At 66.7% G+C, this 13,535-nt stretch carries 11 protein-coding genes and 1 pseudogene; 8 read left to right on the top strand and 4 right to left on the bottom strand.

The genetic code is table 11. The features are described 5' to 3' along the window. Positions 1-187: 187 nt before the first annotated feature. Positions 188-1,171, top strand: a complete 984-nt coding sequence (locus LDL48_RS37180; protein ID WP_225259857.1) for a hypothetical protein — start codon at positions 188-190, stop codon at positions 1,169-1,171. Between the two features lie 32 nt (positions 1,172-1,203). Beyond that, the gene (locus LDL48_RS37175; RefSeq protein WP_225259856.1) at positions 1,204-1,809 is read left to right on the top strand and encodes a GNAT family N-acetyltransferase; all 606 of its coding nucleotides are present in this window, start codon (positions 1,204-1,206) and stop codon (positions 1,807-1,809) included. Here LDL48_RS37175 and LDL48_RS37170 read toward each other — a convergent pair. The 3 genes from LDL48_RS37170 to LDL48_RS37160 form a co-directional block, all read right to left on the bottom strand. Beyond that, positions 1,738-2,772, bottom strand: a complete 1,035-nt coding sequence (locus tag LDL48_RS37170; RefSeq protein ID WP_225259855.1) for an aminotransferase class V-fold PLP-dependent enzyme — start codon at positions 2,770-2,772, stop codon at positions 1,738-1,740. The two genes, LDL48_RS37175 and LDL48_RS37170, sit on opposite strands and share 72 nt — an antisense overlap. 57 nt (positions 2,773-2,829) lie before the next feature. After that, complete coding sequence (locus LDL48_RS37165) at positions 2,830-3,261, bottom strand: DUF6188 family protein (RefSeq protein ID WP_225259854.1); 432 nt, start codon at positions 3,259-3,261, stop codon at positions 2,830-2,832. A 150-nt stretch (positions 3,262-3,411) separates the two neighbouring features. Continuing rightward, a complete protein-coding gene (locus tag LDL48_RS37160; protein WP_225259853.1) occupies positions 3,412-3,972 on the bottom strand; it encodes a winged helix DNA-binding protein in 561 nt (186 codons plus the stop codon). 842 nt (positions 3,973-4,814) lie between these two features. Here LDL48_RS37160 and LDL48_RS37155 point away from each other — a divergent pair. Further along, positions 4,815-6,220: pseudogene (locus LDL48_RS37155) on the top strand (IS1380 family transposase). A gap of 481 nt (positions 6,221-6,701) precedes the next feature. Here LDL48_RS37155 and LDL48_RS45460 read toward each other — a convergent pair. Next, the gene (locus LDL48_RS45460; protein ID WP_504786579.1) at positions 6,702-7,346 is read right to left on the bottom strand and encodes a KpnI family restriction enzyme N-terminal domain-containing protein; all 645 of its coding nucleotides are present in this window, start codon (positions 7,344-7,346) and stop codon (positions 6,702-6,704) included. Positions 7,347-7,502: 156 nt separating this feature from the next. On the opposite strand from LDL48_RS45460, the gene LDL48_RS37150 reads away from it, so the two are divergent. The 5 genes from LDL48_RS37150 to LDL48_RS37135 all read left to right on the top strand — a co-directional run bounded on the left by LDL48_RS37150 (position 7,503) and on the right by LDL48_RS37135 (position 12,592). After that, positions 7,503-8,912, top strand: coding sequence for a ParB N-terminal domain-containing protein (locus LDL48_RS37150; RefSeq protein WP_225259852.1), 1,410 nt, complete (start codon positions 7,503-7,505; stop codon positions 8,910-8,912). Position 8,913: 1 nt separating this feature from the next. Beyond that, positions 8,914-10,743 (top strand): DEAD/DEAH box helicase, encoded by a 1,830-nt coding sequence (locus tag LDL48_RS37145; RefSeq protein WP_225259851.1) that lies wholly within the window; start codon positions 8,914-8,916, stop codon positions 10,741-10,743. Continuing rightward, on the top strand, positions 10,727-11,590 hold the full coding sequence (locus LDL48_RS44830; RefSeq protein WP_225259850.1) for a protein NO VEIN domain-containing protein: 864 nt from the start codon (positions 10,727-10,729) through the stop codon (positions 11,588-11,590). Before LDL48_RS37145 ends, LDL48_RS44830 begins: the two co-directional genes overlap by 17 nt. Before the next feature lie 115 nt (positions 11,591-11,705). Then, positions 11,706-11,960, top strand: coding sequence for a transposase (locus LDL48_RS45275; protein ID WP_372472279.1), 255 nt, complete (start codon positions 11,706-11,708; stop codon positions 11,958-11,960). A gap of 437 nt (positions 11,961-12,397) precedes the next feature. Beyond that, positions 12,398-12,592 carry a hypothetical protein gene (locus LDL48_RS37135; RefSeq protein WP_225259849.1) on the top strand — a complete coding sequence of 65 codons (195 nt, stop codon included), beginning with the start codon at positions 12,398-12,400 and terminating at the stop codon, positions 12,590-12,592. Positions 12,593-13,535: the final 943 nt, after the last annotated feature.

Raw genomic sequence — 13,535 nt, 5'->3', positions numbered from 1 at the left:
GAGCTGCGGAGATCGTGAGTCATGAATTTCCGCCACGATCGACTTTGGTGACTGAGAGTTATCGAGAGCTCACGTGAACCGAAGGTTCCTCCCTCGATGACCAGATTCGCCCGCGGCGCCCGCGGCCCGGTTCCCCGTCCGGGCACACGGGGCAGCCTCGCATGATCGATACGGCTATTCTCCGCCCGTGCAGAACGCAGACCAGAATGACGGCCCGCCGACCTCGCCCGCACCGCCGAATGGGCCGAGCGTCCCGGACTCCGGCTGGCATCTGCCCGCACCACCGGCCGACCCGCAGTACCCGCCGCCGGGCCCGCAGTACCCGTCCGGTCCCCAGTACCTGCCCGGTGGGCAGTACCCGCCCGGCCAGCAGTACCCGCCCGGCCAGCAGTACCCGCCGCACCCGCCGCAGGGTGGGACCGCGCGGGCCGTACCCGCGAATCGGACCCTGTTCATCGTCCTCGCCGTCGTGACCGCGGCCTCGCTCGTTCTCTGCTGCGGCGGCGGCGCAGCGGCGGTGTTCTATCTCAACCGGTCCGGCAACGATCCGGTCACCGGGACGACCGCGGACCCCACCCCGCCGCCCACCGCACCGGCGACGAGGTCCGCGTCGCCGACCACGGCGCCGCCGAGGCCGATCGAGGCGGACCGCACGTACCAGGGCAGAGGTTCGAAGGTCGTCCGGCTCCCGGCACCGACCGGGGTGATCCACACCGTGACCATGACGCACTCCGGCAGCGGCGGCTTCGGCGTCACCACGCTCAACGACGAGGGCCAGACCGTCGGCCTGCTCGGCAACAGCTACGGCAAGTACCGCGGCACCATGATGCTCGACGGCGAGCGTGCGGCCCCGGCGGCGGTGAAGATCCGGGCCAGCGGCAGCTGGAAGCTGGTGGTCCAGGACGCCCGTAAGGCCCCGTTCTGGACCGGCAAGGGCTCGGGTTCCCGGTCCACCGTGCTCCAGGTCCGCGCGGACTCGACCGAGTCGCTGCCGGTGGTGCGCTACAGCCACAAGGGGAAGAGCAACTTCGTCGTCCGTTCGTACGGTGGCGAGTCCTGGGATCTGCTGGTCAACGAGATCGGCCGGGTCTCCGGGGAGACCACGATGCCGAGCGGAACCCGCTTCCTCGAGGTCACCGCGGACGGCGCGTGGACCTTCACCGGTTCCTGAACGGCCACCGACAGCGGTGAGATGATCGGGGCATGCTGTCGAACGCGGTGCAGCTCCGGCCGTTGACCGTCGCCGACTGGGCGGCCGTGCACGACTGGGCCCGGCGGCCCGAGGTCTGCCGGTACCAGACCTGGGGCCCGAACACGCCGGAGCAGACCCGGGCCTTCGTGCAGGCGGCGGTCGACGCCTGGGCGCAGCATCCCCCGGTCCGATTCGTGTTCGCCGTCGTGTCCGGCGAACAGGTCGTCGGCAACGCCGAACTCAAGCTGCGCGGCGCACACATCGGCGAGATCGGCTACGGCGTCCATCCCCGCGTCTGGGGCCGGGGCATCGCCACGGAGACCGCGCGACACCTGCTCGGGTACGGCTTCCGGCAGCACCACCTGCACCGGATCTTCGCCACCTGCGATCCGCGCAACGCCGCCTCCGGCCGGGTGCTGCGGAAGATCGGGATGACGTACGAGGGCCGGATGCGCGAGGCGGTGCTGATCCGCGACGGATGGCGCGACTCCGACCTGTACGCGATCCTGCGGCACGAATGGCACCCCGCGGATCAGCCGGCCGGATCAGCCGGCCAGTGCGTCCAGCGCCCGGTCGACGTCGGCCTCGGTGTTGTAGACGTGGAACGACGCGCGTAGCCGCCCGGCCCGCACGGCCATCCGTACCCCGGCCGCGGCGAGCGCCGGCTCGGCGGCGCCGGCGTCCACCGTGACGATCGCGCTGTCACCGGGCGGCCGGCCCAGCCCGGCCCGGAACCGGTTGGCCAGGCCCACGTCGTGGTCGTGGATGGCCGCCACGCCGATCCGCTCCACCACCTCGAGCGCGGACGCGGCACCCACCCAGCTGAACCACGCCGGCGACACGTCGAACCGCCGCGCGTCCCCGGCCAGCCGCATCGCCGGACCGTAGAACGACTCGCGCACGTCGGCACCCGCGAACCAGCCCGCGGCGATCGCCCGGACGGAGTCCCGGATGCGCGGGCTCAGATAGGCGAAGGCCGCACCCCGCGGACACATCAACCATTTGTACGCCGCCACGACGACCACATCCGCGAGCGTCGGATCGCACGGAAGCCACCCGCACCCCTGGCTGGCGTCGACGACCACCATCGCCTCCACGTCCCGGGCGGCCGCGACGATACTCCGGTACTCGGCGACCTCACCGGTCGCGGACTGGACCAGCGAGAACGCCACCACGTCGCAGCCGGCCGCAACCGTCTCCACCAGCCGACCGGTCGGCACCGTGACGACGTCCAGCCGGTCGCCGTGCACCAGCCACGGGAAGAGGTTCGACGCGAACTCGACCTCCGGCACCACCACCCGGGCCCCGTCCCGTACCGCGGTGGCGACCGGCGCGAGCAGCTGCGACACCTGCGCACCGACCGCGACGTCCCGGCTCGGCGCCCCGATCAAACGGGCGAACGTCACGCGGGCCGCGCCGGTCGCCTCCTCCCACGCCGCCGAACTGGTCGCGCCGACCCGCCAGTCGGCGAGCGCGTCCTGCACGGCGTTCCAGGACGGTTCCGGCGGAAGGCCGTAGCTTGCGGTGTTCAACCAGCCCGGAAGTGCCGTCCAGAGCGGTTGCGCCTCGGTGATCCCCACCCGGCCGAGTGTGTCACCGCCGCATCCGAGCCGAAGGAGCCAATCACCCGGCGGTGGCTACCCGCGGCCCTCACCGTCGCCCCAGACCGCCACCTCACCCCGTGCCAGGCAGACGATCAGGAAACCGCCCGGACCGGTCACCGCCCAGGACTCGACGTCGTCGTCGACACAGACCACCAGCTCCGGCCCGCCGCGGAACCGGATGTGCAGCTCGCCGTTGTCCCGCACCCGAGCCACCCGGACCACGTCACCGAGCAACGTGGCAAGGGCGTCCGAGGCGTCGTCCCCCGGTTCCACGTCGACGGGGCCGCTCGGCCCGTTCAGCCGGGTGACGGTCTCGATCAGCACCTGCCGGCCACCGGAAAAGCTCAACACGATGGCGTGCCCGAGGCGGATGTACTCCAGCTTCTGACCGACCAACTCGTCGATCGACCGCGCTCGCCCCGGAGGCCGTCCACCGCCCACGCCGGCGACCATGACTGGCAACATGACTACCTCGATCGGCTCGTCCCACCACTTGACGGCAGGACGGTAGCCCGGGCCGCCATAAGAGAGCCTTAAAGGCGCCAGACAGATTCCTCAAGAGGTACGAGCCCCGGTTTCCGCGCTCTGCCGAAAGGCGCCCGGGACGCCCTCCCTTCATTGCGTCTGCGGTGGGCCGGCGGCCGGCTCCTGCTCGGGGCAGCGCAGTCGCAGCAGCTGATGCCCGAACGCCGCGTCGACGAGCCGACAGTGGTGCGGATCAGCGGCTCCCGGATGGGCGTACCCGTCGAAGAACCGGCAGGTGAGACACATCTTGACCACGGGAATCTGCCCCTGCCGCTGCAGCCGGCGAATATGGCCGGTCACCACCTGCAGCAGCTCGCGCTGGCCAGTCTCGTTCAGGTTCCGCAGTTCGGCCAGCAGGTCCGCGGCCCAGTGCAACAGCTCCGGCGCCTGCGCCCGGCCCCGCTCAGTGATCTTCACGGCCACATCCCACGACGGCGCCGCCACCGGCCTCATGACGACGAGACCCTCGCACAGCAGGGTGCTGATCGCGGACACCGTCGCGGGCGCGGTCATGCCGGCGTCCGCCGCCAGCTCGGCGAGCGTGTACCCGTCCCGGCGCCGGCTGACCAGCAGCAGCAACTGCTGTTGCGCGAGCGTACGCTCCAGCCCGGCGGCAGGATCGTCGACGGCGAGGTGCGTGGCGACAGCCACCCTCGCCAAACCGGCGGCCAACCGATGAGGCAAAGCTTCGAAGTCCACAGCGGCCATCCACAGTCACGTAACGTTGACAGCCCGCCACGTTAGCCGACAATGGCGCCCGAATCGATGCTCCGTCCGAATGCGACACCGGAACTCCGGGCCGGGGCTCTCATGCGTCTATTATCGCGGGTTCAGCAGAGCGGCGAGTCGCCGTCGGCTGTGCACTCTCATACCTCGTCACGGCGACGTGAGTTGCGTACCGGCTGACCGACGAGGTCGCAAGGGCCGAGACCGGGCTTTTCTGCTCAGCGTCTCCGCCGACCGCATCGCTCACGCCGCCTTTCGCTGCGCGTGGATGCTGGCGCGGCATGCGCCGAAAGTCAGCCGGCGGACGGGTGCTGGACCGGCGTGGTAGCGGAGGCTTATCCGCGACGCGGCGTTGCGCGATTGGGACTGAACCAGCAGAGCTACAGCACACCCCGTCGTGACGTTGGGCATAACTTCCTCGTCGATGAGTTGATGGGGCCGGCGCCGTGCGCTGCGCCGGCCGACAAGGTTCCGTTAGCGATGTCCGGCCTTGTGCGGACGACACCGACGGGATGCGAGGCCGACCTGCCTCTAGCTTGATCTTTAACCTGCGGCGGGGTGGCATCGACCCCGGCTGATCATGGGGACAGCCCTTGATTGATCATTCCTCTTGTCTAGGGAAGAAGATCAAGAACCAAGGGCTGTCTAGCCTCGCGCCTTCAGTAAGGGCGGGGGCGGCGGGGCCGGGGAACGCGAAAGTGCTTCTGATCTGGGATGATCTGGCTTGTCTAGAGTCAAGATCGTCCCGCACGGAAGGCACCTTCAGAGTGCAGAGTACTCGTACGCGCCCGAAGGTTGTCGTCGCCGGTGGGGCTCGCGGTGTGGTTGGTCTGCCAGCACCCGGCTGCTCACCGATCTCGCTGACAAGACGGAGCTGACCAGCGGTTTCGTTCAGGCGCTTGGACTGGACCGGGTTCGCCGTCCGGCGCATGAGCCGGGCCGTGTCGCGGTTGATCTGGCGGTGCTGTTGGCTGACGGCGGTGAGGCCATCGCGGATTTGGCGGTGTTGCGGCAGCAGACCGGCCTGTCCGGGCGCGTGGCCTCGGATCCGACCGCGTGGCGGGTGCTCGACGCGATCGACATCGCGGCCCTGGCCCGGTTGCGGGCGGCTCGCGCCGCCGCGCGGGAACTGGCCTGGCTGCAACCGGTCGACACGCGCGGCTCGTTGCCGGCGACCACGGTCCTCGGCCGGGCGCTGCCCGGGTTCGTGCTGGACATCGACGCGACGATCGCGCTGACGCACTCGGAGAAGCAAGCGGCGGCCCCGACCTGGAAACACAGCTTCGGCTATCACCCGCTGCTGTGTGTCCTCGACGCCACCGGTGAGGCCCTGGCCGGGATGCTGCGGCCGGGCAACGCCGGCAGCAACACCGCCACCGATCACGTCACCGTCCTCGGCCAAGCCCTGCACCATGTCCCGGACGCCTATCGCTACGGCAGCCCGATCCTCATCCGGTCCGACTCGGCGGGCAGCAGCTACGAGTTCCTCGCCCACATCCGCGGCCTGCGCGAACACGGAATCGACACCGAGTTCTCCGTCGGCGTCGCGATCACCACACCGGTCCGGGCCGCGATCACCGCCGCCTGCGACTGCGTGGCGGCGCTCGACGGCGACGGCAGCCTGCGCGACGGCGCGGAACTGGTCGAACTCACCGACTACCTCGACTCCGCCGTGCTGGCGGCGTTCCCGGCCGGCACGAGGCTGATCTGCCGCCGGGAACGCCCGCACCCCGGCGCGCAACTGACCTTGTTCGACCAGATCAACGGGATGCGCCACCAAGTCTTCGCCGCCGACACACCACACGGCGCAGGCTCGATCCAGTTCCTCGAAGTCCGGCACCGCTGCCACGCCCGCGTCGAGGACCGCATCCGCACCGGCAAGACCACCGGCCTCGGCCGGTTCCCGTCCCGACAGTTCGCGATCAACGCCGCCTGGCTCGAACTCGCCCTGACCGGCATCGACCTACTCAGCTGGACCCAGCACCTGCTGCTGGACGGCGCCCTGGCCGCCGCCGAACCGAAAAAACTGCGCTACCGGCTGCTGCACGTCGCCGCGAGAATCACCCGCACCGCCCGCACCGCCACCCTGCGCATCGCCGCCGACTGGCCCTGGACCAACCACCTCATCCGAGCCTTCGAACGCCTCGCCGCGCTACCCGAACCCGTTACCTGACACCAGAATCCACCGCCCACCCGACCAGGACCCACGGAGAAACCCAGCCCACGACCGGGCGATACCACCCGTCCACGCCCAGCACCACCGAAACCAAACACCGCGACCACCCACGAACACACGCCGCGCCGCTTGATGAAAGACGGAGGCTAGGGCACAGCGCTATGTCGATCTCGACGTTTGTAGCGCCGCACTGGCGGCCGCGGCAGCTGCGCCTCATCGGGCTCGTGTTCTATGCCCCGGCAGTCAGTCAGCTGTGGGGCGTGAGTGATTAGAGGGTACGTCGGCGACCGGCTTTGTCCGATGGAACATGCTGGCCTGCCGTGGGCCTCAATGATGCGGACCCGACGGGCACCATGTGCTCTACAAAGCCGCGATCAAGGGTCTCGGCGCTCGCGAATCTACCGCTGTTCCATTCCTGTCCGCCTCGCGTTGCACACCGTCTCGCGGGACCAAAACGGACGGACTGGCGAATATGTGTTCAGATGTCTAAACAGCGGCGGATCTCATCTCTTGCGTCCGGCGGCAGCCTTCTGTAGGAGCTCCATGCCTGATCCAAAGGAGTCGGAACCCTCCGCCCCCTGTCCATCCAACGCTTCAGTTGACGACGCTCGTCATCGTCCAGGGCCTCTATTGTGCTCAGCACCTCATCCGCCCGGACCGGCGACGGGCCCGAGCCAGCGCGGCACCGCTTGCATTCCGTGACCAGCATCAGGCGTTCACTGCCATTAGGGAGCAGCGTCGCGCGACGGCTCACCGAAAGCACGCCGGTCTGGGTAGGGTCGTCAGGGTAGGACTCACCGCCGGATATGCCACATATTGTACACATGTAGTCGTCCCGGCTCAGCGCGGCCTGCTTCTCCTTCGCTGACATTGTGGTGTGTGGTGCGGCTGCCCGGCGGGCAGCTGGGTCCCACACCGGTACGCCGGCACAGATAAAGCGCTGTTCCTCCCTTAGAAGGGAAGCATCCTCCGTACTGGTGAGGATTGACCACCGATAGGCCCGGAGGTCTCGGAGTCTTCGGTCAGCCTGGCTGACGCCAGGAAACGCGAGCCGTAGCTGTTCTTTGGTGAAGGTGTTGCCTTCGCCCACCTCCTGCACCAGCCATAGCGCAGCGCGAACCATCGTGCCGCCCCCAAGGTCTGGACTGTTCCAGGGTGGAAGATCCACTATGCCCCCTCCGTCGCACGGCACATGACCGCTGCGGGTTGCCTGCGGAAATGTCAGTGGGTGGTGCCATCATGCATGAAGCAAGTGGCACAGGTCCCGGGAGGCTCGAACATGTCCGCAGATTTCGGCGCTCCGCCGGAGAGTGAGAACATCCGCTCGCTCGTAGAAGAGCGGCTCAAGCAGGTGATGGCGGACAACGGTGCCAAGGTGACGGTGGATTGGCGAGGTGAGCAGCGGCACCTTCACGTGATTTCCATGCCCGTCGACATGCTGTACTTCAACCCCGACACCCACCGCATCCGGGCGCAGCGGACGCTTGACCTGGAGCGGAACCGGATCCTCGAAGAGGAGCCATGGAGCGAGGCGGCGCAGCAGTACCTGCACCACCTGCTGACGCGGAAGCCCTCGAACCCTGATCAGGTTGATCCCGACTACACGGCGCTGAAGGAGGAACTCGAGGACTTCGGGCAGAAAGAACCTGGAATTACCAGCCCGAACGGGATCCTGGTGGATGGGAATACCCGGTGCGCCGCCCTACGAGACCTTGGCGTTAAGAACATCCGCGTCGGTGTGCTCCCGGCGGACACGTCGCGGCGCGATATCAACGCCGTGGAGCTAGCTCTGCAGCTGCGACGCGACAAGCGCCGCGAGTACTCCTACATCAACCGGCTCATCGCCGTCGAAGACGAACTCGCGAGCGGGCGCCGGGAAGAAGACGTCGCACGCGACTTCAACATCAAAACGACGACCCTGCATCAGGATCGCTGGGTTTACCAGCTCATCAAGGATGCCATCGACCGCAGCGTGGCTGGTGATGGCGTTGCACTACGAGAGGTGGACTTCGAGGACCATCAGGAGAAGCTCCGAGAGCTCTACCGCGATTACACCAAGCTGGCTAAGAGTAATCCCGACGCCGCGGAGCAGCTGAAGGAAACCCGGCTTGCCATGGTGGTCCTGAACTACCCGAAGACGTCCGTGCGGCTCGCCGAGGCCGACTTCCACACGCGGTATCTCAGCGAGCGGCTGCCCAATGATCTGCGCCCTGCGGTCCAGGAAGGGGCCACGGTTAGCATTCCGGGGCTTCCGGGCGTAGCAGTGCAGGACGCCAGCCCGGTAGTCAAGACGACGCGTGCGCTAACTGACTCGCTGCTGCAGGCGAGCGCGAAGGCACGCGCCGGCGAGAAGATCGCGCCCGCCGCCGTAGCCGAGGCGGACGGCCTTATGAAGACGGCGCGCAAGACTTTCGACGCGGCGGTCAAGCTGGCCGGTCAGAACGCGCAGTTGCAGAAACGGCAGGTTGTCGTCACTGAGCGGCTCACCGACGCAGCTGATTACGTGAATCAATGTGCAGCAGAGTTTGCGGAAGCCAGGGCCAAGCGGGCGCTCGACGAGGACGCCTTCGACGACGCATTGCTGACCCTGCGAGCAAGCCTGGCGCGGCTTGCCAAGCACGCCGGCCGCGCATTTAGCTCGCCCGGTGATGGCGTCGCCTGGCTGCTGGAAGCCTCCCAGGAGCGTTGACGTGACCGACAGTCCCATACCAAGTCTGCGGATCGAATTCGGTGACACGGTGACGACTGCACGGCTGCGCTCTGGTCGCGGTTTCGAGACGGCCCTCCGGCGCCTGGCACTGCGATTTCGCTCGAGCGTCCAGCGATCGCCGTCAACGATGGACATCGACATCGACGACCTCCTGACCAATCTGGCGACACTCACCGGCTGGCCCGCCGCGCACAGTGTCACGTGGGAGCCACAGCTAGCAGCGCTCGCGTCTGGCTCTGCGGCTGATGCTCAGACTGTCGCCCACCACCTAGAAGCCGGTGATGTCCCAGATAGCGGGGTACAGCCTTGCGAGATTCCTGGTGTCTTGGGGCCCAATTGGGTTGGGCACCTGACAGATTTCCAGCGACGGGATACTGCGAAGCTCCTCTCGCTGCGTCACGGAGCGAATTTCTCAGTCCCAGGCGCTGGTAAGACCCGGGTTGGACTCGCCGTCTTCGAAGCACTGCGGCACGCCGGGCAGGTGCAGCGACTACTCATCGTCGGGCCGAAGTCATGCTATGACGCCTGGCACGATGAGAATCTGATGTGCCTGAAGGATCCTCTGCACATGGAAGTGTTCTCTCGGCCCATAGATCCCGCCGCCGACGTACTTATCATCAACTACGAGCGCCTCGATGGCGCTGTGAATGAGCTCGGCGGCTGGCTCGCTGACCGTCCGTCCTTACTGCTACTTGATGAGGCCCACCGGATGAAGCTGGGGGCCGAGGGCACATATGGCGCTGCCTGCCTTTCCTTGGGCCCGCGGGCACGGCGCCGGTTGATCCTGACCGGCACTCCGGCGCCGAACGGCGTCAAGGATCTGGAGAATCTCTTCAGTTTCGTCTGGCCCGGGCACGGGCGGCAAAAGGTCATCCAGGCGGTCGCTGGGGGGGACTTGGTGGAAGCCAGCCGCGTACTTAAGCCGTTGTTCTCCCGGACGACGAAGACAGAGCTGGGCTTGCCTCCCGTGACAACAACCCTCCGCCCGCTTGTAATGCCGCCGCTTCACCAAGAGATTTACGAGGCGTTGCTCGGGCGCTTCTCCGCCCGTATAACGGATGCCGCAGACGACATCCAGGCCATCGGCAAGATCGTGGTCTACATGCTCATGGCGGCCACCAGTCCCGCACTACTGTCTGTGGGTACGACCCGGTACGAGCCTCTCATGTATCAAGTACCGCCGCTCAGCGTTCCCGACGGCACCCCGTTGTCGGCTCTAATGCGCGATCTTCCTAGCTATGAGATGTCGCCGAAGTACCAAGAGACCCTGGCAATCGTTGCAGCTAATGCGAGCCGGGGCCGCAAGACGTTGGTCTGGTCCACATTCATCCGCAGCTTGAACACCTTGCGAGAGGTACTCCGGGAGTTCGGGCCTGCCGTCGTCCATGGCGGCACCGAAGACCGCGACACAGAGATCCAACGTTTTCGGGCGGACCCCTCCTGCGCCGTCTTGCTTTCCAATCCGGCGACGCTCGGCGAGGGAATCAGCCTGCATCACGAATGTCACGATGCCGTATATGTTGATCGTGATTTCGCCGCTGGCCGATTCTTGCAGAGTCTGGATCGTATCCACCGGTTAGGATTGGCGCCAGATGTGGAAACCCGCATCACGGTCTTGGCAACCGAGGGCACCATCGACGAGGTCGTGGAACAGCGGCTGAGCGACAAGTTGAAGTTTATGGGTCGCATCCTTGACGACGCGGCCGTCCAACGCCTGGCCGACCTCGAGGAGGAACCCTCCGCGGGTGCGGGCCTCGACAACCGAGACCTGCAAGCACTGATGGGGCACCTTCGTGCCTACACCGCCTGAGCCGGTGCTACGTGCGGCTGTTCGGTGGCTGGAACGTCTGCCGCCGTCCAGTGCGGCACGCTGTCGTGCGCTATTCACAAATCACCGGGAGTTTAGCGACATCACGCCTACGCAGTACGAGGCCGCATACGCCTGGCTGGGAGAAACAGGCCTACTGAACGATCTGCACAGCCCGCTGCCCGCTGCTCAACGCGTCTTCACCGCGACCGTCACGCACGGCGGCAGCCACTGGCTAAGAGATGCCGGCGACCTGGTGCGCTCACCCGACGAGCTGCCGGATGATGCCGTTCGCGCCGCCGAGATCCTCGGCTTACCCCTAGCCACGGCGTTCGCGCATGTCATCGCGGCATGGGGAAAGGTCGAAACAGCGGAACGAGCTCGGGTTGGCATGGCTGGGGAAGCAGCCCTCGTAGAGTTGTTACGTGATTCCGTCGATGCGGACGTCGACCACGTCGCAGCGGTATCCGACGGATATGGCTATGACATAGCCATCAATGCTGCGTACTACGCATTGCACATCGAGGTGAAGGCCACGCTTCGGCGGAGCCGCCTTAAGATTTACCTGTCACGCAATGAGTACGAAGTCATGCGCCGCGACCCATCATGGCAACTGGTTGCGGTACGACTTGACACAGACGACAGGATCGCCGCCATAGCTACGGTGAGCCGCACGTGGATGGCTTCCGAGGCGCCGACCGACCACGGTATGTCAGGAAGGTGGGAATCGTGCCGCTTCGACGTGCCACCAGCCGCCCTGCGTCCAGGCATCACATCCCTCCAACCCGTCCTACGCTCCTTCGCGCCGCCCTTGATTAACGGCGACGCCGGGTGGCCCGGAGCCGCGTAAGTACTAACTTGAGTTTTCCGTGTGGCTGGGTTGCATCGACCCCTGGTTGATCACAAAGACAGCCTTTATTGATTATCTTGTTATCTAGGAATAAGATCCACATCAAGGGCTGTTAGTGATCAGTGCGCATGAGGCTGTGCCAGCTGACAGTGTCGGGCGGTTGACGGCGTTCCGGCGGGAGTTCCACCGTTGTCTGACCACGCGGGCGGATGCATTGTTTGAGCTGGTGGACGCATTGCTGTGCGGCGACAGGCCAGTGGGGTTGGTGGTCGAGTTGTCGCTCGCGGGTGAGCATCGGCGGAGCCACGGCTCGCTGCATGCGGCACTCAGCTTGGGTCGGACAACGTCAACCGGGTGCGGACCGCCCTGACCGCAGTCGCGGTGCCCCCGGGCCGCGCACGGACGGATCATTCTCGCGGTCGAATGCGACTTGCCGGCTGCCACCGGAGGGCACACCTCACCGCAGCGGCTGCCCTGCCACACCTACGGTCGCGGCAAGGACACCCACATCAGGGTTCCAGGCTGGCGTACTTCGTAGTCACCGCCTTGGAGAACGGCCACAGCTCGTCAACCGCGCCGCTGGACACTCGCAGGCTGGCCCCCGCTACGCCGCCGCCACTGCCGGCCAACTCCGTCACGTGGTCGAACGGCTGATCAGCGGCCAGTGGAAGCCCGACGACCACGACATATGGATCGTCGAGGACCAGCAGGCCGCCGCGGACGCGGGAGCGGACCGCCTCGTCGCGCCGGCTACGACGGTCTCCGGGCGTTCCTGCTCGCCGACCTGCCGGCGATGTCCTGGTCCGGATGCGTTCTGACCACGTCGTGCGCGAGCCGTACCGCCGCATTACCAGAGACGACCGGCCGTCCACCGCGACCGGCGCCGAGTTCGTCTTCGGCGATCCGGCCAGCTGGGGCACCCCGGACGCAGCCACCACCACTGACACCCGCCTCTACGGCACTGCGACCGTCCGGGCCTGGCATCGGCTGCATCCTCGATGACTCATCGCACCGCCTGGACCAGCGAACACGGCCCGCTACCCATCGTCCAAGGCACTGTGATCCTGCTGAGCTGACCGTCTTCCGTCCGGTGCCACCGCGTAACCGGTCCGGCTCTGGTGGTCACACCCCGACGGCCGACATCAGCGAGGTCTACCTGGCCTAGCAGGGGGGCGTCCCTGCGCCGTTTCGACATCGAGCGCACCTTCCGCATGCTCAAACAAACTCTCGGCTGGACCCGCCCGAAACTGCGTGACCCGGCCGCCGGGCCTGGCTTGTCCTGACCGCTTGCACCCAGCTGCGACTTGCCCGCGGCGCCGTCGCCGATTTGCGCCGTCCCAGGGGAACGCCCCGCACCAGCCGAGCGGCTTACTCCAGCTCGCATCCGACGAGCGTTTGGTACTTGCGCGGCAAAACCAGCAGTCCCGCCGCCGCACCGAAACCCTCCGGCCAGGCTTGAACGCCCATCCGGCCACCGCAACCACCGGCCAGCCAACCGCCACGACGTCCATATCGTCACCAGCGCAGAAGCCAACCCGAGAAACACATAACCCTGACCACGCCGCACGGGCTAAACTCAAGCTAGTCGCCCTACCCACCACATCCGCATTTCGTGCATCGGCGCAGATAAGCGCGTCGGCCACTGGCCGTGCGACAGGAATCCAACCGACTCGTGCCAGGATAATTCCGGAACTAGTGCTCCCTTCGGATAACGCCGCACAGTACTGCGAATTATCCGCGCGCTAACGCCCTTGGTGACCAGCGTGTCGCCACGGGGCTGCACCTTTAGGCTCAGCCCAATCTCCGCTTCCGAAGGGGTGGGCTTCCCCCGGAGGTGTGGACACCCTGAGACTGGATCTTGAGTCCAGAGGAAGGGGTGTCCCCGTTGGGACGTCCGTCGAAGTACACGCAGGAGTTTCGGCGGGATGCGGTCGAGTTGGTGCGC

This window comes from Jidongwangia harbinensis, assembly GCF_020216025.1.
Classification (GTDB): Bacteria; Actinomycetota; Actinomycetes; order Mycobacteriales; family Micromonosporaceae; genus Actinoplanes; species Actinoplanes harbinensis.
The sequence above is the reverse complement of the archived record's forward strand: the minus strand, read 5'-3'. Positions and strand labels throughout refer to the sequence as shown.